The organism is Escherichia sp. KTE31 (assembly GCF_000407925.1).
GTDB classification, from domain to species: domain Bacteria; phylum Pseudomonadota; class Gammaproteobacteria; order Enterobacterales; family Enterobacteriaceae; genus Escherichia; species Escherichia ruysiae.
In genome coordinates this window covers 309,372-328,098 of sequence record NZ_KE136725.1, presented here as the reverse complement: position 1 = coordinate 328,098, position 18,727 = coordinate 309,372, and the positions used below count along the sequence as shown (strand labels likewise).

Below are 18,727 nucleotides of genomic sequence, written 5' to 3'. Positions count from 1 at the left end.
TGGTGGGTGATGACGGGATCGAACCGCCGACCCCCTCCTTGTAAGGGAGGTGCTCTCCCAGCTGAGCTAATCACCCCCGCTGTGTGGAGTCGCATTATAGGGAGAGTTCGAAATGAGTCAACGCATTTTCTAAAGAATTTGTTTGTTCGTCGTAAAATTAAGCAGGATGATCGCAAAACAGACCGTGTTGCGCAATTTCTCAACGAAAACAATAATGCATCATGTAGCAACCCGAACTACATTGAGGAATCAGGCTGGAGTGATAGAATATCGCCCACTCAATTTTTCCAGGATTTGCCGGTTGTCGGCATCTTTCTAAACGTAAGGCCATTTCATGAAAATCAAAACTCGCTTCGCGCCAAGCCCAACAGGCTATCTGCACGTTGGCGGCGCGCGTACTGCTCTTTACTCCTGGCTTTTTGCACGTAACCACGGCGGTGAGTTCGTGCTGCGTATTGAAGACACCGATCTTGAGCGTTCTACGCCGGAAGCTATCGAAGCCATTATGGATGGTATGAACTGGCTGAGTCTGGAGTGGGATGAAGGTCCGTACTATCAGACCAAACGTTTTGATCGCTATAACGCAGTTATCGATCAGATGCTGGAAGAGGGCACGGCCTATAAATGCTATTGCTCTAAAGAGCGTCTGGAAGCACTGCGTGAAGAGCAAATGGCGAAAGGTGAGAAGCCGCGTTATGACGGTCGCTGCCGCCACAGCCATGAGCATCATGCTGATGATGAACCGTGTGTCGTACGTTTTGCTAATCCGCAAGAAGGTTCTGTGGTTTTTGACGATCAGATCCGTGGTCCGATCGAGTTCAGCAACCAGGAGCTGGATGATCTGATTATCCGCCGTACCGATGGTTCTCCGACCTATAACTTCTGTGTAGTTGTCGATGACTGGGATATGGAAATCACCCATGTTATCCGTGGTGAAGACCATATCAACAACACGCCGCGCCAGATCAACATTCTGAAAGCCCTGAAAGCACCAGTGCCGGTTTACGCGCACGTTTCTATGATCAACGGCGATGACGGTAAAAAACTGTCCAAACGTCACGGTGCGGTCAGCGTAATGCAGTATCGCGACGACGGCTATCTGCCGGAAGCATTGCTGAACTATCTGGTGCGTCTGGGCTGGTCCCATGGCGATCAGGAAATCTTCACCCGTGAAGAGATGATCAAATACTTCACCCTGAATGCCGTCAGCAAATCTGCCAGCGCGTTCAATACCGACAAGCTGCTGTGGTTAAACCACCACTACATTAACACGCTGCCGCCGGAGTATGTTGCTACCCATTTACAGTGGCACATCGAGCAGGAAAATATCGATACCCGCAACGGCCCGCAGCTGGCGGATCTGGTTAAACTGCTGGGAGAACGCTGCAAAACTCTGAAAGAAATGGCACAGAGCTGCCGTTACTTCTACGAAGATTTTGCTGAGTTCGATGCCGATGCAGCGAAAAAACATCTGCGCCCGGTAGCGCGTCAGCCGCTGGAAGTGGTTCGCGACAAACTGGCAGCTATTACTGATTGGACAGCTGAAAACGTTCACCACGCTATTCAGACGACGGCGGACGAGCTGGAAGTGGGGATGGGCAAAGTCGGTATGCCGCTGCGTGTCGCTGTCACTGGTGCGGGGCAGTCGCCGGCACTGGATGTTACCGTTCACGCGATCGGCAAAGCTCGTAGCATCGAGCGCATCAACAAAGCTCTGGCTTTTATTGCTGAACGCGAAAGCCAGCAGTAATTAGCGCATAAAAGATAAACGGCAGGAGATAGTATCCTGCCGTTTTTTATTTATGCTGATTCGTCAATGTCGAGACGGGCAAGGAAATTACGAATCCCTTCACGCGATAAAAATTGCGCAACTTTTTCCTGCTCACTGTGAGTCATATTGTCTATTGCGCTGATTATTTGCCGATAAGCCGGAGTGCGCATACCCGGCGCGTATTCAGCAAGGGATTCTTCGGCCTCGAGAAGCATTGGCGTATTATGGAAGGCAGGCGTGTTTTGAATAAATTCGCAAACATGTGTGTCCAGTAGAATAAGTCTGGCTCGACCACCTTTCACTCCGGGAAATTTTTCTGTTTTCCAGCCTTTTTCTCTAATCCAGCGGTTAACTGTTTGTTTCGCCACACCGAGGCATTCCGCCAGTTCTTCGGTGGTCATTTTATTGCGTAATCTTTTCATATTATTTGCTGTTGCGAATCCCTAAGCGTTGTAATAACCCGATAATCCCTTCCCGCAGAAGCAATGATGTAAACTGCTTTTGTTCAGCCGGCGTCATCTCTTTCGCCAGCGTAGCTAACAGCACTTCAAGCGGTGCATCGCCAGACAGGGCGGGTATTTCTCCCTGACCCTCCGGGCGTTCTGCATTGCGAATATATTCACGAACCTGTTCATTGACGTGTACCAGTCGAGCCTTGCCCCCCTGGACGCCCGGTTTTGGTGATGTCGTCCAGCCTTCCTTGCGTACCCATTTATTAATGGTCTGCCGGCTATAACCGGTCAGTCTGGCAAGTTCATCTGGCGTCATCCTCTCCTTGAACATAACAATTCCCTGAATAGTTGTGGGTCTATTAAGTGTTCATTTTATAGCATCAATTTACATGAAACCGTGACATGAATAACTACTGAATGCGAGGCGTAATCCAAAAATGTTCATTTGCCTGATTTTTCAGCGATTGAAACAAGGCGCTGCAATTTGCCGTTGACACATTCGGACGGAATTCATATGATGCCGCCCGTCAACTCGACAAGCTTTACGTGATGGGGCTATAGCTCAGCTGGGAGAGCGCTTGCATGGCATGCAAGAGGTCAGCGGTTCGATCCCGCTTAGCTCCACCAAATTTTGCACCCAGCAAATTTGGTACGTAAACGCATCGTGGGGCTATAGCTCAGCTGGGAGAGCGCTTGCATGGCATGCAAGAGGTCAGCGGTTCGATCCCGCTTAGCTCCACCAAATTTCAAACCCTCGCTGTGAAGCGGGGGTTTTTTGTCTCTGATTTTTGCCGCTTTTGTAATACAGTCTACGCCCGGGTTAGTGCCGCCTGGTGAAAGCATCATTGGATGAAAAAGCGGCAACAGGCCGACTCCTGTTTGCTTCGCGATGCGAATAAACTTATTATTTGGGTGCCTGAAAACCCCGATCAGTGAGAGTAGTCTACTCATGTTTGTGGAGCATAATCTGATAAAAAATATCAAGATATTCACACTGGCGTTTACGCTCACCGTGGTACTTATTCAGCTATCCCGTTTTATTTCGCCACTTGCCGTTATCCACTCCAGCTATATCTTTCTGGCGTGGATGCCACTGTGCGTAATGCTGTCAATATTGTTCATCTTTGGCTGGCGTGGTGTTGTTCCTGTTTTATGCGGGATGTTTTGCACTAATCTGTGGAATTTCCATCTCTCATTTTTGCAAACTGCCGTCATGCTCGGTAGCCAGACATTTGTAGTGCTGTGTGCCTGTGCAATATTACGCTGGCAGTTAGGAACGCGTTGGCGTTATGGGTTGACCACCCGATACGTCTGGCGACGTCTCTTCTGGCTTGGTTTAGTGACGCCGATTGGCATCAAAGGCAGCATGTATCTGGTGGGTAGCTTTTTTGATTTCCCGCTAAAGATATCGACATTTTTCGGCGATGCAGATGCTATTTTCACGGTCGTTGATTTACTTAGCCTTTTCACGGCAGTGTTGATTTACAACATGCTCTATTACTATCTCACTCGCATGATTGTAAGCCCCCACTTTGCGCAGATATTGTGGCGCAGGGATATCGCCCCGTCGCTGAACAAAGAGAAACGTGCATTTACTTTAAGCTGGCTGGCGGCTCTTAGCGTACTGCTACTTCTGATGTGTACGCCTTATGAAAACGACTTTATTGCCGGTTACCTGGTGCCCGTTTTCTTCATCATCTTTACCCTTGGTGTTGGTAAACTTCGTTATCCGTTTTTAAATCTCACCTGGGCTGTTTCGACTCTTTTCCTCTTGAATTACAACCAGAATTTTTTACAAGGGGTCGAAACTGAATATTCGCTGGCATTTATTCTCGCGGTGCTGATTTCCTTTAGCGTTTGCCTGCTTTACATGGTGCGTATTTACCATCGAAGTGAATGGCTTAATCGCCGCTGGCATTTGCAGGCCCTGACCGATCCATTAACGCTATTACCCAACTTTCGTGCACTGGAGCAATCGCAGGAGCAGGAGGCGGGAAAGAGTTTTTGCTGCCTGCGTATTGATAATCTTGAGTTTATGAGTCGTCATTACGGTCTGGTGATGCGTGTTCATTGTATCCGCTCAATTTACCGTACCTTGCTGCCGTTGATGCAGGAAAACGAAAAGTTGTATCAACTGCCGGGCAGTGAATTGCTGCTGGTACTGACCGGGCCGGAAACGGAAGGCCGACTACAGCATATGGTTAACATCCTCAATAGTCGGCAGATTCATTGGAACAACACCGGTCTGGATATGGGCTATGGTGCCGCCTGGGGGCGTTTTGATGGCAATCAGGAAACCCTGCAGCCTATGTTGGGGCAGTTAAGCTGGCTGGCGGAACAATCCTGCGTTCATCACCACGTGTTGGCGTTGGATAATCGAGAGGAGATGGCGTCCGGGCAGACCACCAAACAGGTACTGTTGCTGAACACCATTCGTAAGGCGTTAGATAATGGTGATTTGCTTCTCTACGCCCAGCCCATTCGTAACAAAGAGGGGCAGGGCTATGATGAGATCCTGGCGCGTCTGAAATATGACGACGGCATTATGACGCCGGATAAATTTCTGCCGCTTATCGCCCAGTTTAACCTTAGCGCGCGTTTCGATTTGCAGGTGCTGGAATCTCTGTTGAAGTGGTTAGCAACTCACCCTTCCAACAATAAAGGTCCGCGCTTTTCAGTCAATTTAATGCCGCTCACTCTGTTGCAAAAAAATATCGCCGGGCGGATTATTCGTCTGTTTAAGCGTTATCACATCTCCCCGGAGACAGTCATTCTTGAGATCACCGAGGAGCAGGCGTTTTCAAATGCAGAGAGCAGCATGTACAACATCGAGCAACTGCATAAATTTGGCTTCCGTATTGCGATTGATGACTTTGGCACTGGTTATGCCAACTACGAGCGATTAAAACGTTTGCAGGCCGATATCATCAAGATTGATGGCGTCTTTGTGAAAGATATAGTGACTAATACGCTGGATGCGATGATTGTGCGGTCAATTACCGACCTGGCGAAAGCGAAGTCGTTAAGCGTGGTAGCGGAGTTTGTCGAAACGCAACAGCAGCAGGCGTTATTGCATAAACTTGGGGTGCAATATCTGCAAGGGTATTTGATTGGCCGCCCGCAGCCATTAGCGGATTAACAGGCGTAAAAAAACCGGGGGATTATCCCCGGCATTTGAGGCTGATGACAACCAGTAAACGGCCTGATGCGCTATGTTTATCAGGCCTGGATGGGAATCACAATCTATTGAATTTGCGATGTTTTGTATGCCGGATAAAGCGTTTACGCCGCATCCGGCATAAACAGAGCACACGTTGTCAACAAACTGAAGCCGGGGAACATTCCCCGGCTTTTTTAATGAATGTATTGGACTTACAGCACCAGTGCTGCGATTGACGCAGAAAGTACGCTCACCAGCGTAGAGCCGTAAACCAGTTTCAGACCGAAGCGAGAGACCACGTTACCTTGCTCTTCGTTCAGACCTTTAACCGCGCCCGCGATAATCCCGATAGAAGAGAAGTTAGCAAAGGATACCAGGAACACAGAGATGATGCCTTCTGCACGCGGAGAAAGCGTGGAAGCAATTTTCTGCAGATCCATCATCGCAACGAACTCGTTGGAAACCAGTTTGGTCGCCATGATACTGCCCACTTGCAGTGCTTCGTTGGATGGAACACCCATTACCCATGCAACCGGATAGAAGATGTAGCCCAGGATACCCTGGAAGGAGATGCTGTAGCCAAACCAGCCAGTCACGGTGGCAAACAGTGCGTTCAGTGCGGCGATCAGGGCGATAAAGCCGATCAGCATCGCTGCAACGATAATGGCAACTTTGAAACCTGCCAGAATGTATTCACCCAGCATTTCGAAGAAGCTCTGACCTTCGTGCAGGTTGGACATCTGAATGTTTTCTTCGCTGGCATCAACGCGGTAAGGGTTGATCAGCGACAGCACGATAAAGGTGCTGAACATGTTCAGTACCAGTGCAGCAACGACGTATTTCGGCTCCAGCATCGTCATGTATGCGCCAACGATGGACATCGACACGGTGGACATCGCTGTTGCTGCCATGGTGTACATACGATTACGGGAGATTTTGCCGAGGATATCTTTATAGGCGATAAAGTTCTCGGATTGTCCCAAAATCAGGGAGCTGACGGCGTTAAAGGATTCCAGTTTGCCCATGCCATTGACTTTGGAAAGCAGGAAACCAATCGCGCGGATAATCACCGGCAGCACGCGAATGTGCTGGAGAATACCGATCAACGCAGAAATAAAGACGATAGGGCACAGCACTTTCAGGAAGAAGAACGCCAGGCCTTGATCATTCATGCTACCAAAGACGAAGTTAGTACCTTCGTTGGCAAATCCGAGCAGTTTTTCGAACATTTCGGAGAAGCCTTTCACGAAGCCCAGACCAACGTCAGAGTTCAGGAAGAACCACGCCAGTAATACTTCGATAACAAGCAGTTGAATAATATAACGGATACGAATTTTTTTGCGGTCGCTGCTTGCCAGCAATGCGAGAATCGCAACAACGGCTAGTGCCAGTACAAAATGAAGGACGCGGTCCATATTTGCTCCAAATATGAGGCAGGTTAAATTTCCGTGCACATTCTATGCAACATGATTCAGGAAAACGAGATCTGACACACACTATAATGACGTCCTGTGACAAGCTTCAAAAATAGTGAGCTGTCCTACATTTCTGCTATGTTGTGTATGGAAGCGGAAAGTTATGTAAATGTGCTAACATTAAACATAAAAATAACATTCAAGCCATCAATCTTTTCGTAGTCATAATCCTGGTCTATCAGAGAAATCATCACAACCCATTTAAATGAATTTGATAATCATTCTCGTTTGACATAGCATGAAACATAGCAAAGGCTATGTTTTAGAGGCACAACAAGATGACGAACTATCGCGTTGAGAGTAGCAGCGGACGGGCGGCGCGCAAGATGAGGCTCGCATTAATGGGACCTGCGTTCATTGCGGCGATTGGTTATATCGATCCCGGCAACTTTGCGACCAATATTCAGGCGGGTGCCAGCTTCGGCTATAAGCTATTGTGGGTTGTTGTCTGGGCTAATCTGATGGCGATGCTGATTCAGATCCTCTCGGCCAAGCTGGGGATTGCCACCGGTAAAAATCTGGCGGAACAAATTCGCGATCACTACCCGCGTCCGGTCGTCTGGTTCTATTGGGTTCAGGCAGAAATTATTGCGATGGCTACCGACCTGGCGGAATTTATTGGCGCGGCTATCGGTTTCAAACTGATTCTTGGGGTTTCGCTGTTGCAGGGCGCCGTATTAACGGGTATCGCAACCTTCCTGATTTTAATGCTGCAACGTCGCGGGCAAAAACCGCTGGAGAAAGTGATTGGCGGGCTACTGCTGTTTGTCGCAGCGGCTTACATTGTTGAGCTGATCTTCTCCCAGCCTAACCTGGCGCAGTTAGGTAAAGGAATGGTGATCCCGAGTTTACCTACCTCAGAGGCGGTCTTCCTGGCTGCGGGTGTGCTGGGGGCGACGATTATGCCGCATGTGATTTATTTGCACTCTTCGCTGACCCAGCATCTGCATGATGGGTCACGCCAGCAACGTTATTCAGCCACCAAATGGGATGTCGCGATTGCCATGACTATTGCTGGTTTTGTCAATCTGGCGATGATGGCAACGGCTGCTGCCGCGTTCCACTTTTCCGGCCATACTGGTGTCGCCGATCTTGACGAAGCCTACCTGACGCTGCAACCGCTGTTAAGCAATGCTGCAGCGACTGTCTTTGGTTTAAGCCTGGTGGCAGCTGGGCTTTCTTCAACGGTGGTGGGTACGCTGGCGGGGCAGGTGGTCATGCAGGGTTTTATTCGTTTCCATATCCCGCTGTGGGTGCGCCGGACAGTTACCATGTTGCCGTCATTTATTGTCATCCTGATGGGATTAGATCCGACACGAATTCTGGTCATGAGCCAGGTGCTGCTAAGTTTTGGTATCGCCCTGGCGCTGGTTCCACTGTTGATTTTCACCAGTGACAGTAAGTTGATGGGCGATCTGGTGAACAGCAAACGCGTAAAACAGACTGGCTGGGTGATTGTGGTGTTGGTAGTGGCGCTGAATATCTGGCTGTTGGTGGGAACGGCGCTGGGGTTGTAGTTGAACGGGCGTCGCATCAGACACCACAGGCGGATGCGGCGTAAAACGCCTTATCCGCCCTACGCGTTCAATGGAGTGGGGCTGTAGGCCAGATAAGACGCACCAGCGTCGCATCAGGCATCGTGCTCCATTAGTGGATGTGTTTAATGACGATGTCCGTGTCCACGGCCTTTCCCGCGATGATCATCACGGTCGCGCCAGCCTTCACGATAACCACGCTCATACGCTTTACGCTTATCCCAGCCACGGTGGTAGCCATTATCGTGACGCCACCAGCGGTTTTTACGCCATTCGTAATTACGGTGCCAGTAATCACGGTCGCGCCAGTGACCACCGTCCCAGTAATTACCGTAATGATCGCGATCGCCAATTTGTAATTTGATTGATGGCAGTAGGGTAATTTCACCTGCGTTTGCCGCAAGTGGGGTAAAAGCCATCAGGGCGGCCGCCAGAAACAGTGACCTGAACATTGTTATTCTCCTTCACGATCGAAGCCGTCAGCGGCCTGTTAACGCAATATTACGGGGAGGTAAAGCCCCGTTTCATCGCCATAACTCTTAAATCATGAGGGAGAGCATTTTTTGCTAAAGGTTATCGTGGGGTGGTTGCTGCTTCGGGCGATTCACAATCATCATTGGTTTGCCAGCCAGCAATAGCCATGCCGGAAGCATAACGATACAAAGTAGCGGTAGCAGATTGGTATCAGGTACAACGACCGCCGCCATAAACAGGCTTAACCAGCCATCGCGCGTTACCACCAGTACCATACCGAGAATAGCGCAGGAGACAGTAATTGCCGCCGGGACTGCGGGAACGTGTTCATGTAGCATCAAACCTAACGCCACGCCAACAAACACTGCCGGGAAGATTCGCCCGCCACGAAACCCGCTGGCGGCGGCAATGACCAGAGCGGCGAGCTTAATCACCGCCAGTAAAAAGTAATCACTGGTGCTGAAAGCCTGATTCATCACCATTTGCTGCATCTCATCCAGCCCTTTAAACAGTGAAACCGGCCCACCAATAACGCCCAGAATACCGAGAATAAACCCGCCAACCCCGAGCATGAGCACAGGGTTTTTAATCTGATGCATCATTGCGTGCAACCGTGGCAGACACCATACGGCGACCATCCCCGCAGCGATGGCAATCGCCGCTACAATCGCACCGCTGATGATGTCTGCCATCTTCATCTGTCCGTAATGCGCAATGGGCAGCGAAAAATGAGGATGGAAAAATAGACTTGTCGTCAGCGCACCAGCCGCCGCTGCCATTAACGGCGCAAAGAGTCGATCCCATAGCGGCACTTCATTACTGCCATTTAAGGTTTGCGAAAATATCAACGCCGCCGCGACAGGTGTGCCAAATAGCGCACCGATAGTTCCGGCTGAGGCTAAAATAGTCCATTCCATCCGATTAACTCGAGGCAACAGACGAGCGCCTATCGCCACCGCTAGGGCGATATTAACGGTCATAATCGGATGTTCCGGCCCCAGGCTGACGCCACCGGCAAGACCGAGAATTAATGCTACGATAAGCCCTGGTAGCGCAGAAGGGGAGACTGGCGCGCCGATCAGCGGTTCACTGGCGGGGTCTGGTCCGGCATGACCCTGGCTGAAACGGATAACCAGTCCCACTGCGATCCCCGTCAGCGTTAATATTCCGATGATCCACAGCGGTGAATCCTGGGCTATCCCCAGACTTCCCGGCAGTCGTTGCCAGAGTAAATTCTGTAATACCGAGGCGATTTTCATCACCACAATCAGAATAAGACTGGACGCAATCCCAATTGCCAGGGCAGGAAGCGATAATAACAACATGGTTCTGGCTCGCGAATGGAGCATGTTCTATTCCTTATGCGGGGTCAGATACTTAGTTTGCCCAGCTTGCATAAAGGCATCGCTGCAATTGGTGCTGAAACGATAAAGTAATAGTGTGACCCAGATCGATATTTACAGGGAGCTCGCCTTTCCGGCGTTGTTGTTAGGCTCCCAGGTATTTACAGTGTGAGAAAGAATTATTTTGACTTTAGCGGAGCAGTAGAAGAATGACAAAGTATGCATTAGTCGGTGATGTGGGCGGCACCAACGCACGTCTTGCTCTGTGTGATATTGCCAGTGGTGAAATCTCGCAGGCTAAAACCTATTCTGGGCTTGATTATCCCAGCCTGGAAGCGGTTATCCGCGTTTATCTCGAAGAACATAAGGTCGAGGTGAAAGACGGTTGTATTGCCATCGCTTGCCCAATTACCGGTGACTGGGTGGCAATGACCAACCATACCTGGGCGTTCTCAATTGCCGAAATGAAAAAGAATCTCGGTTTTAGCCATCTGGAAATTATTAACGATTTTACCGCTGTATCGATGGCGATCCCGATGCTGAAAAAAGAGCATCTGATCCAGTTTGGTGGTAAGGAACCGGTTGAAGGTAAACCTATCGCGGTTTACGGTGCCGGAACAGGGCTGGGAGTGGCGCATCTGGTTCATGTCGATAAACGCTGGGTAAGCCTGCCAGGCGAAGGCGGTCACGTTGATTTTGCGCCAAACAGCGAAGAAGAGGCCATTATTCTCGAAATACTGCGTGCTGAAATAGGCCATGTCTCTGCTGAACGCGTGCTCTCTGGACCAGGCCTGGTGAATTTGTATCGCGCAATTGTTAAAGCCGACAACCGCCTGCCAGAAAATCTCAAGCCAAAAGATATTACCGAACGCGCGCTGGCTGACAGCTGCACCGATTGCCGCCGTGCGTTGTCGCTGTTTTGCGTCATTATGGGCCGTTTTGGCGGCAATCTGGCGCTCAATCTCGGGACATTTGGGGGCGTGTTTATTGCGGGCGGTATCGTGCCGCGCTTCCTTGAGTTCTTCAAAGCCTCTGGTTTCCGTGCCGCATTTGAAGATAAAGGGCGCTTTAAAGAATATGTCCATGATATTCCGGTGTATCTCATCGTCCATGACAATCCGGGTCTTCTCGGTTCCGGTGCACATTTACGCCAGACCTTAGGTCACATTCTGTAAATCCTTCCTGTTATATCGGGAGGTAACTCTCCCGATAATCTTTTAAATCATACAGTTAATTCAATTTTTCTTTGTGTCCTCCTCACCAGGCCGACCTGCGTCACACTTCCGTACAGCGGGATTAATTCTCCAGTAAATGCATTATTTGTCTGGTAACGGCGATTTGTTTTGCACGTTCATAATTTCACTCGTCAACTATCACTGAACGAGGAATTAACGATGAGTAAGAAACTGATTGCCTTATGTGCCTGCCCAATGGGCCTGGCTCACACTTTTATGGCCGCTCAGGCGCTGGAAGAAGCGGCGGTAGAAGCCGGTTATGAAGTGAAAATTGAAACCCAGGGCGCGGACGGTATCCAGAATCGCCTGACGGCGCAGGATATCGCCGAAGCGACCATCATCATCCACTCCGTGGCAGTTACCCCGGAAGATAACGAACGTTTCGAATCACGCGACGTTTATGAAATCACTTTGCAGGACGCAATTAAAAACGCTGCGGGCATCATCAAAGAAATCGAAGAGATGATTGCCTCTGAACAACAGTAATATTCGACAGGGATAATTGTTATGGCCATTAAAAAACGCAGTGCAACCGTTGTGCCTGGCGCATCCGGTGCGGCAGCGGCAGTTAAGAATCCGCAGGCCTCTAAAAGCAGCTTCTGGGGTGAACTCCCGCAGCATGTGATGTCAGGGATTTCACGCATGGTGCCGACCTTAATTATGGGCGGCGTGATCCTCGCTTTCAGCCAGCTGATTGCTTATAGCTGGCTAAAAATTCCCGCTGACATTGGCATTATGGATGCACTTAATAGCGGGAAATTTTCCGGTTTCGACCTCTCCTTACTGAAATTTGCCTGGCTGTCGCAGTCCTTCGGCGGCGTGTTGTTTGGTTTTGCCATTCCGATGTTTGCCGCTTTTGTGGCGAACTCTATCGGCGGCAAACTGGCGTTCCCGGCTGGGTTTATCGGCGGGTTGATGTCTACCCAGCCAACGCAACTGCTGAACTTTGATCCCAGTACTATGCAGTGGGCGACCTCTTCACCAGTGCCGTCTACCTTCATTGGTGCACTGATTATTTCCATCGTTGCGGGTTATCTCGTGAAGTGGATGAACCAGAAAATCCAGTTACCGGATTTCCTGTTAGCGTTCAAAACCACATTTTTGCTACCGATTCTTTCCGCCATTTTTGTCATGCTGGCGATGTATTACGTCATCACCCCATTTGGCGGTTGGATCAACGGTGGGATCCGTGCCGTATTGACCGCCGCAGGAGAGAAGGGTGCGCTGATGTATGCGATGGGTATCGCAGCAGCGACCGCAATCGACCTCGGTGGCCCAATCAACAAAGCAGCAGGTTTCGTTGCTTTCAGCTTTACCACTGACCACGTATTACCGGTTACCGCGCGTTCTATCGCAATCGTCATTCCGCCGATTGGTCTGGGTCTGGCGACTATTATCGACCGTCGTTTAACCGGCAAACGCCTGTTTAACGCCCAGCTTTATCCGCAGGGTAAAACCGCCATGTTCCTGGCGTTTATGGGGATCAGTGAAGGTGCGATTCCGTTTGCGCTGGAAAGCCCCATCACCGCAATTCCGTCCTATATGGTCGGTGCGGTTGTCGGCTCCACCGCCGCTGTCTGGCTGGGCGCAGTGCAATGGTTCCCGGAATCAGCAATCTGGGCGTGGCCGCTGGTGACTAATCTGGGCGTTTACATGGCGGGGATCGCGCTGGGGGCAATCATTACCGCGCTGATGGTGGTGTTCCTGCGTTTGATGATGTTCCGCAAAGGCAAATTGTTAATCGATAGCCTGTAAGAAGGAAAATTCAGATGACATTACTCGCTTCGCTGCGTGACTGGCTTAAGGCGCAACAACTGGATGCGGTGCTTCTCTCCTCACGACAGAACAAACAGCCGCATCTGGGGATCTCCACCGGATCAGGTTATGTAGTGATTAGCCGTGAAAGTGCGCACATTCTGGTGGATTCGCGCTATTACGCGGAGGTGGAAGCTCGTACGCAAGGCTACCAGCTGCATTTGCTTGACGCGACGCACATGCTGGCAACCATCGTCAATCAAATCATTGCCGATGAGCAGTTGCAAACGCTCGGTTTTGAAGGCCAGCAGGTGAGTTGGGAAACCGCGCACCGCTGGCAGTCTGAACTCAATGCGAAACTGGTAAGCGCCACGCCGGATGTGCTGCGGCAAATCAAAACGCCAGAGGAGGTGGAGAAAATCCGCCTCGCCTGTGGGATTGCCGATCGCGGAGCGGAGCATATTCGCCGCTTTATTCAGGCGGGGATGAGCGAGCGCGAGATAGCCGCTGAACTGGAGTGGTTTATACGCCAGCAGGGCGCAGAAAAAGCCTCTTTTGACACCATTGTCGCCAGTGGCTGGCGTGGGGCGCTGCCGCACGGTAAAGCCAGCGACAAAGTGGTTGCAGCGGGCGAGTTTGTCACCCTCGATTTTGGTGCGCTGTATCAGGGCTACTGCTCTGATATGACGCGCACCTTCCTGGTTAATGGCGAAGGGGTGAGCGCCGAATCTCACCCGCTGTTTGGTGTGTATCAGATTGTCCTGCAAGCGCAGCAGGCGGCAATCTCCGCGATTCGCCCCGGCGTGCGTTGCCAGCAGGTTGACGACGCCGCGCGCCGGGTGATTACAGAGGCAGGTTTTAGCGAGAATTTCGGCCATAACACCGGCCATGCTATTGGCATTGACGTTCATGAAGATCCGCGTTTTTCACCACGTGATACCACGATGCTCCAGCCAGGCATGTTACTGACCGTAGAGCCGGGGATTTATTTGCCAGGACAAGGGGGCGTGCGCATCGAAGATGTCGTGCTGGTTACCCCGCAAGGCGCAGAAGTGCTCTACGCCATGCCGAAAACAGTGTTGCTCACGGGAGATGCATAATGGATTTATCGCTATTAAAAGCGTTGAGCGAGGCAGATGCGATCGCCTCCTCGGAACAGGAAGTGCGGCAGATCCTGCTGGATGAAGCGGATCGACTGCAAAAAGAAGTGCGATTTGATGGTCTGGGATCGGTGCTGATCCACCTCAATGAATCGACAGGTCCGAAAGTGATGATCTGTGCGCATATGGACGAAGTGGGATTTATGGTGCGCAGCATCTCCCGCGAAGGCGCGATCGATGTGTTGCCGGTTGGCAACGTGCGCATGGCTGCCCGCCAGTTGCAGCCGGTGCGCATCACCACCCGTGAAGAGTGCAAAATACCTGGCCTGCTTGACGGCGAGAGGCAGGGGAATGACGTCAGCGCCATGCGCGTAGACATTGGTGCGCGTTCGTATGACGAAGTGATACAGGCAGGAATTCGTCCAGGCGATCGCGTCACGTTTGATACCACTTTTCAGGTTCTCCCTCACCAGCGGGTGATGGGTAAAGCTTTTGACGATCGTCTCGGTTGCTACCTGTTAGTGACCTTACTGCGCGAACTGCACGACGCCGAACTGCCTGCGGAAGTGTGGCTGGTAGCCAGCTCCAGCGAAGAGGTGGGGTTACGCGGCGGGCAAACCGCCACCCGCGCGGTGTCGCCGGACGTCGCCATTGTGCTTGATACCGCCTGCTGGGCGAAAAACTTTGATTATGGCGCGGCGAACCATCGCCAGATTGGTAACGGTCCGATGCTGGTGTTAAGCGATAAATCGCTGATTGCGCCGCCAAAACTTACCGCGTGGATTGAAACCGTGGCGGCAGAAATTGGTGTGCCGTTGCAGGCCGATATGTTCAGCAACGGCGGCACAGATGGCGGAGCGGTGCATTTAACCGGCACCGGCATGCCCACGGTGGTGATGGGGCCAGCCACCCGCCACGGACATTGCGCCGTATCGATTGCCGATTGCCGCGACATTTTGCAGATGCAGCAACTTTTATCTGCCCTTATTCAACGTCTTACCCGTGAGACGGTTGTTCAACTGACGGATTTCAGATGATTTCCCGATTAACCCGGAGCGGTTATGTTAACAATCCAATTTCTCTGTCCTTTGCCTAACGGCCTTCATGCCCGTCCGGCGTGGGAACTTAAAGAACAGTGCAGCCAGTGGCAAAGTGAAATCACTTTTATTAACCATCGGCAGAACGCCAAGGCCGATGCCAAAAGTTCACTGGCGCTGATTGGCACCGGCACCTTATTTAATGACAGTTGCAGCCTGAGCATTAGCGGTAGCGACGAAGAGCAGGCGCGGCGCGTACTCGAAGAGTATATCCAGGTGTGCTTTATCGACAGCGACAGCGTTCAGCCGTCGCAGGCAGAACTGACGGCGCATCCGCTGCCGCGTTCATTAAGCCGCCTTAACCCCGATTTACTGTACAGCAATGTGCTGGCAAGCGGCGTCGGCGTTGGTTCGTTAACGTTGTTGCAGAGCGACAGCCTCGACAGTTATCGGACGATCCCTGCCAGTGCGCAAGACTCCACTCGCCTGGAACACAGCCTGGCAACGCTTGCCGAGCAACTGAACCAGCAACTGCGTGAGCGTGACGGCGAAAGTAAAACCATTCTTAGCGCCCATTTGTCGCTGATTCAGGATGAAGAGTTTGCGGGGAATATCCGTCGTCTGATGGCTGAACAACATCAGGGGCTGGGGGCGGCGATTGTCAGCAATATGGAGCAGGTTTGCGACAAACTTTCTGCTTCTGCCAGCGATTATCTGCGTGAGCGAGTTAGTGATATTCGTGATATCAGCGAACAGTTGCTGCATATCACCTGGCCGGAGTTGAAACCGCGCAATAATCTGCTGCTTGAAAAACCGACCATTCTGGTCGCAGAAGATTTAACTCCAAGCCAGTTTTTGAGCCTCGATTTAAAAAATCTTGCAGGCATGATTCTGGAGAAAACCGGGCGCACCTCGCATACCCTGATTCTGGCCCGCGCCTCGGCGATCCCGGTACTGAGCGGCCTGCCGCTGGATGCGATAGCCCGTTATGCCGGGCAACCTGCGGTGCTTGACGCCCAGTGCGGCGTGCTGGCGATCAATCCTGATGACGCGGTGAGCGGTTATTACCAGGTCGCGCAGACTCTGGCGGATAAACGTCAGCAGCAACAGGCGCAGGCCGCCGCGCAGCTGGCCTATTCCCGTGATAACAAGCGTATCGATATTGCGGCGAATATTGGCACTGCTCTGGAAGCACCAGGTGCGTTTGCCAATGGCGCGGAAGGCGTCGGGCTGTTCCGTACCGAAATGTTGTATATGGATCGCGACAGCGCGCCGGACGAACAGGAACAGTTTGAAGCCTACCAGCAAGTGCTACTGGCGGCGGGCGACAAGCCGATTATCTTCCGCACGATGGACATCGGCGGCGATAAAAGCATTCCTTACCTCAACATTCCCCAGGAAGAGAACCCGTTCCTCGGCTATCGCGCGGTACGTATTTACCCGGAATTTGCCGGCCTGTTTCGCACTCAACTGCGGGCGATTTTACGAGCTGCCAGTTTTGGCAACGCCCGGTTGATGATTCCGATGGTTCACAGCCTCGATCAGATCTTATGGGTGAAGAGCGAGATCCAGAAAGCAATCGTTGAGCTTAAGCGCGATGGCCTGCGTCATGCAGAGGCGATTACGTTGGGTATCATGGTGGAAGTGCCGTCGGTTTGCTACATCATCGACCACTTCTGCGATGAGGTCGATTTCTTCAGTATTGGTTCCAACGATATGACCCAGTATCTGTATGCGGTCGATCGCAATAACCCGCGCGTATCGCCGCTGTATAACCCGATTACACCATCGTTCCTGCGCATGTTGCAGCAGATAGTGACCACTGCGCATCAGCGGGGAAAATGGGTGGGCATTTGTGGTGAACTGGGTGGTGAAAGCCGTTACCTGCCGCTACTGCTTGGGTTGGGTCTGGATGAGTTAAGCATGAGTAGCCCACGCATTCCGGCGGTGAAAAGCCAGTTGCGTCAACTGGATAGCGAGGCGTGTCGGGAACTGGCACGTCAGGCATGTGAATGTCGCAGCGCGCAGGAAATTGAAGCGTTACTCACCGCGTTTACGCCGGAAGAAGACGTTCGTCCGCTGCTGGCGCTGGAGAATATCTTTGTTGATCAGTCCTTTAGCAATAAAGAACAGGCGATTCAGTTCCTGTGCGGCAACCTCGGCGTTAACGGGCGCACTGAACATCCGTTCGAGCTGGAAGAGGATGTCTGGCAGCGGGAAGAGATTGTTACTACTGGCGTTGGTTTTGGCGTGGCGATCCCGCACACCAAATCTCAGTGGATCCGTCATTCCAGTATCAGCATTGCCCGGCTGGTGAAACCGGTTGACTGGCAGTCAGAAATGGGCGAAGTCGAACTGGTGATCATGCTGACGCTGGGTGCTAACGAAGGGATGAATCATGTGAAAGTCTTCTCGCAGCTGGCGCGTAAACTGGTGAATAAAAACTTCCGCCAGTCGTTGTTTGCCGCGCAAGATGCACAAAGCATCCTGACGCTGCTGGAAACAGAATTAACCTTCTGAAGTTAGCCCTGAAAACGGGCGCTGTACTCTCCCGGCGTCAGACCAAACTGACGCCGGAAAACGCGACAAAAATAGTCGCTATCTGGAAAGCCGCAACGCTGCGCCACTTCATGAATCGACAGATGATATTTCTGCAAAATCATCCTCGCCTTCGCCATTCGCACCCAACGCACATACTCGATAAAACGCATCGTTCCATGCTGAGCAAACAGTTTTGACAGATGATTGGGCGTGATATTAAAAAACTGCGCCACGCTCTCGCGGGTGAGCGGCTGGGCATAATTATCCTGAACCCAGTTACAAATGCTGTGATAGAGAAAATCGCCGCGCGGCTGTGAATTGCCCGGCGGCATGTTCACCACGTTGCGGCAAAGATGCAGCAAACTTAACACCAGCGGCTGAATGATATTCTGCTCCAGCGGCGAACGGCTGAGATGGGTGAGGGCAGTAAGCATCGCTTCACCTTCGCCACGTTGCAGGCTGGGAAGCTGGAGCTGGCGAACCGGATGCAGTAACGACGTGGTACGGCTATCGTAAAACGATAACCCCAGCCAGGTCGGCGCGAACACTAGGCTTAACAGCATTACCGGTTTGCTGTTGGCCGGTAAATTAGCCGCGCGCGCCGGAATAAACAGCATTTCTCCTTCCACCAAACGTTGCTGCTTTGCTTCCAGCAGATTGCCGTATTCGCCGCGCAGCACGATATCCAGACGGGGAAAATCAATACATAAACTGCCCACCGGCAACGTGGCGGGCTGACTGGCAAACCAGACGCGCCCCAGTAGTTGCGGGTTAAGCACCAGGCCGCTGAACAGATCGGCGAAAAATTGTTGATCGGCGGGCAAGCCTGTTGCTTTCATGAAAGTTCCC

15 protein-coding genes and 3 tRNA genes are annotated in these 18,727 nt (G+C 51.6%); 11 read left to right on the top strand and 7 right to left on the bottom strand.

What is annotated here, in order from left to right:
• Nucleotides 1-76, bottom strand: a tRNA-Val gene (locus WES_RS06380).
• Nucleotides 77-334: 258 nt separating this feature from the next.
• On the opposite strand from WES_RS06380, the gene gltX reads away from it, so the two are divergent.
• Nucleotides 335-1,750 (top strand): glutamate--tRNA ligase, encoded by a 1,416-nt coding sequence (gene gltX, locus WES_RS06385; protein WP_016158730.1) that lies wholly within the window; start codon nucleotides 335-337, stop codon nucleotides 1,748-1,750.
• A 50-nt stretch (nucleotides 1,751-1,800) separates the two neighbouring features.
• Here gltX and WES_RS06390 read toward each other — a convergent pair whose 3' ends face one another.
• Both WES_RS06390 and WES_RS06395 read right to left on the bottom strand, forming a co-directional pair.
• Nucleotides 1,801-2,193, bottom strand: a complete 393-nt coding sequence (locus WES_RS06390) for a MerR family transcriptional regulator (RefSeq protein ID WP_000826491.1) — start codon at nucleotides 2,191-2,193, stop codon at nucleotides 1,801-1,803.
• A 1-nt stretch (nucleotide 2,194) separates the two neighbouring features.
• Nucleotides 2,195-2,554 carry a YfeC-like transcriptional regulator gene (locus WES_RS06395; RefSeq protein WP_000472025.1) on the bottom strand — a complete coding sequence of 120 codons (360 nt, stop codon included), beginning with the start codon at nucleotides 2,552-2,554 and terminating at the stop codon, nucleotides 2,195-2,197.
• Between the two features lie 220 nt (nucleotides 2,555-2,774).
• On the opposite strand from WES_RS06395, the gene WES_RS06400 reads away from it, so the two are divergent.
• The 3 genes from WES_RS06400 (at nucleotide 2,775) to WES_RS06410 (ending at nucleotide 5,362) form a co-directional block, all read left to right on the top strand.
• Nucleotides 2,775-2,850: transfer RNA gene (locus tag WES_RS06400), tRNA-Ala, on the top strand.
• Nucleotides 2,851-2,889: 39 nt separating this feature from the next.
• A tRNA-Ala gene (locus WES_RS06405) sits at nucleotides 2,890-2,965 on the top strand.
• 207 nt (nucleotides 2,966-3,172) lie between these two features.
• Complete coding sequence (locus WES_RS06410) at nucleotides 3,173-5,362, top strand: bifunctional diguanylate cyclase/phosphodiesterase (protein ID WP_010351047.1); 2,190 nt, start codon at nucleotides 3,173-3,175, stop codon at nucleotides 5,360-5,362.
• A gap of 233 nt (nucleotides 5,363-5,595) precedes the next feature.
• Here the strand turns inward: WES_RS06410 and nupC are convergent, their stop codons facing one another.
• Nucleotides 5,596-6,798 carry a nucleoside permease NupC gene (nupC, locus tag WES_RS06415; protein WP_010351048.1) on the bottom strand — a complete coding sequence of 401 codons (1,203 nt, stop codon included), beginning with the start codon at nucleotides 6,796-6,798 and terminating at the stop codon, nucleotides 5,596-5,598.
• Between the two features lie 338 nt (nucleotides 6,799-7,136).
• On the opposite strand from nupC, the gene WES_RS06420 reads away from it, so the two are divergent.
• The gene (locus WES_RS06420; protein WP_016158728.1) at nucleotides 7,137-8,375 is read left to right on the top strand and encodes an Nramp family divalent metal transporter; all 1,239 of its coding nucleotides are present in this window, start codon (nucleotides 7,137-7,139) and stop codon (nucleotides 8,373-8,375) included.
• A gap of 143 nt (nucleotides 8,376-8,518) precedes the next feature.
• On the opposite strand, the gene ypeC is transcribed toward WES_RS06420, so the two are convergent.
• A complete protein-coding gene (ypeC, locus tag WES_RS06425; RefSeq protein WP_000490072.1) occupies nucleotides 8,519-8,845 on the bottom strand; it encodes a DUF2502 domain-containing protein YpeC in 327 nt (108 codons plus the stop codon).
• 114 nt (nucleotides 8,846-8,959) lie between these two features.
• Nucleotides 8,960-10,216, bottom strand: coding sequence for an ion channel protein (locus tag WES_RS06430; RefSeq protein ID WP_016158727.1), 1,257 nt, complete (start codon nucleotides 10,214-10,216; stop codon nucleotides 8,960-8,962).
• Nucleotides 10,217-10,419: 203 nt separating this feature from the next.
• On the opposite strand from WES_RS06430, the gene glk reads away from it, so the two are divergent.
• The 6 genes from glk (at nucleotide 10,420) to ptsP (ending at nucleotide 17,857) form a co-directional block, all read left to right on the top strand.
• Nucleotides 10,420-11,385: a glucokinase gene (glk, locus tag WES_RS06435; protein ID WP_016158726.1), complete on the top strand. Its 966-nt coding sequence runs from the start codon at nucleotides 10,420-10,422 to the stop codon at nucleotides 11,383-11,385.
• A 219-nt stretch (nucleotides 11,386-11,604) separates the two neighbouring features.
• A complete protein-coding gene (locus tag WES_RS06440; RefSeq protein ID WP_000038456.1) occupies nucleotides 11,605-11,931 on the top strand; it encodes a PTS fructose transporter subunit IIB in 327 nt (108 codons plus the stop codon).
• Between the two features lie 21 nt (nucleotides 11,932-11,952).
• Nucleotides 11,953-13,200 (top strand): PTS fructose transporter subunit IIC, encoded by a 1,248-nt coding sequence (locus tag WES_RS06445; protein ID WP_016158725.1) that lies wholly within the window; start codon nucleotides 11,953-11,955, stop codon nucleotides 13,198-13,200.
• 14 nt (nucleotides 13,201-13,214) lie between these two features.
• On the top strand, nucleotides 13,215-14,300 hold the full coding sequence (gene ypdF / locus WES_RS06450; RefSeq protein WP_016158724.1) for an aminopeptidase: 1,086 nt from the start codon (nucleotides 13,215-13,217) through the stop codon (nucleotides 14,298-14,300).
• Entirely contained in the window at nucleotides 14,300-15,337 is a 1,038-nt protein-coding gene (gene ypdE, locus WES_RS06455; protein WP_016158723.1) for an aminopeptidase, read from the top strand. Before ypdF ends, ypdE begins: the two co-directional genes overlap by 1 nt.
• Nucleotides 15,338-15,361: 24 nt before the next feature.
• Entirely contained in the window at nucleotides 15,362-17,857 is a 2,496-nt protein-coding gene (ptsP, locus tag WES_RS06460; RefSeq protein WP_016158722.1) for a phosphoenolpyruvate--protein phosphotransferase, read from the top strand.
• A gap of 2 nt (nucleotides 17,858-17,859) precedes the next feature.
• On the opposite strand, the gene WES_RS06465 is transcribed toward ptsP, so the two are convergent.
• Entirely contained in the window at nucleotides 17,860-18,717 is an 858-nt protein-coding gene (locus WES_RS06465; protein WP_016158721.1) for an AraC family transcriptional regulator, read from the bottom strand.
• Nucleotides 18,718-18,727 lie beyond the last annotated feature (10 nt).

Excerpts from the sequence above, each read along its gene's own strand:
- gltX (WP_016158730.1), top strand. The coding sequence starts at position 335 with ATGAAAATCAAAACTCGCTTCGCGCCAAGCCCAACAGGCTATCTGCAC.
- WES_RS06390 (WP_000826491.1), bottom strand. The coding sequence starts at position 2,193 with ATGAAAAGATTACGCAATAAAATGACCACCGAAGAACTGGCGGAATGC.
- WES_RS06395 (WP_000472025.1), bottom strand. The coding sequence starts at position 2,554 with ATGTTCAAGGAGAGGATGACGCCAGATGAACTTGCCAGACTGACCGGT.
- WES_RS06410 (WP_010351047.1), top strand. The coding sequence starts at position 3,173 with ATGTTTGTGGAGCATAATCTGATAAAAAATATCAAGATATTCACACTG.
- nupC (WP_010351048.1), bottom strand. The coding sequence starts at position 6,798 with ATGGACCGCGTCCTTCATTTTGTACTGGCACTAGCCGTTGTTGCGATT.
- WES_RS06420 (WP_016158728.1), top strand. The coding sequence starts at position 7,137 with ATGACGAACTATCGCGTTGAGAGTAGCAGCGGACGGGCGGCGCGCAAG.
- ypeC (WP_000490072.1), bottom strand. The coding sequence starts at position 8,845 with ATGTTCAGGTCACTGTTTCTGGCGGCCGCCCTGATGGCTTTTACCCCA.
- WES_RS06430 (WP_016158727.1), bottom strand. The coding sequence starts at position 10,216 with ATGCTCCATTCGCGAGCCAGAACCATGTTGTTATTATCGCTTCCTGCC.
- glk (WP_016158726.1), top strand. The coding sequence starts at position 10,420 with ATGACAAAGTATGCATTAGTCGGTGATGTGGGCGGCACCAACGCACGT.
- WES_RS06440 (WP_000038456.1), top strand. The coding sequence starts at position 11,605 with ATGAGTAAGAAACTGATTGCCTTATGTGCCTGCCCAATGGGCCTGGCT.
- WES_RS06445 (WP_016158725.1), top strand. The coding sequence starts at position 11,953 with ATGGCCATTAAAAAACGCAGTGCAACCGTTGTGCCTGGCGCATCCGGT.
- ypdF (WP_016158724.1), top strand. The coding sequence starts at position 13,215 with ATGACATTACTCGCTTCGCTGCGTGACTGGCTTAAGGCGCAACAACTG.
- ypdE (WP_016158723.1), top strand. The coding sequence starts at position 14,300 with ATGGATTTATCGCTATTAAAAGCGTTGAGCGAGGCAGATGCGATCGCC.
- ptsP (WP_016158722.1), top strand. The coding sequence starts at position 15,362 with ATGTTAACAATCCAATTTCTCTGTCCTTTGCCTAACGGCCTTCATGCC.
- WES_RS06465 (WP_016158721.1), bottom strand. The coding sequence starts at position 18,717 with ATGAAAGCAACAGGCTTGCCCGCCGATCAACAATTTTTCGCCGATCTG.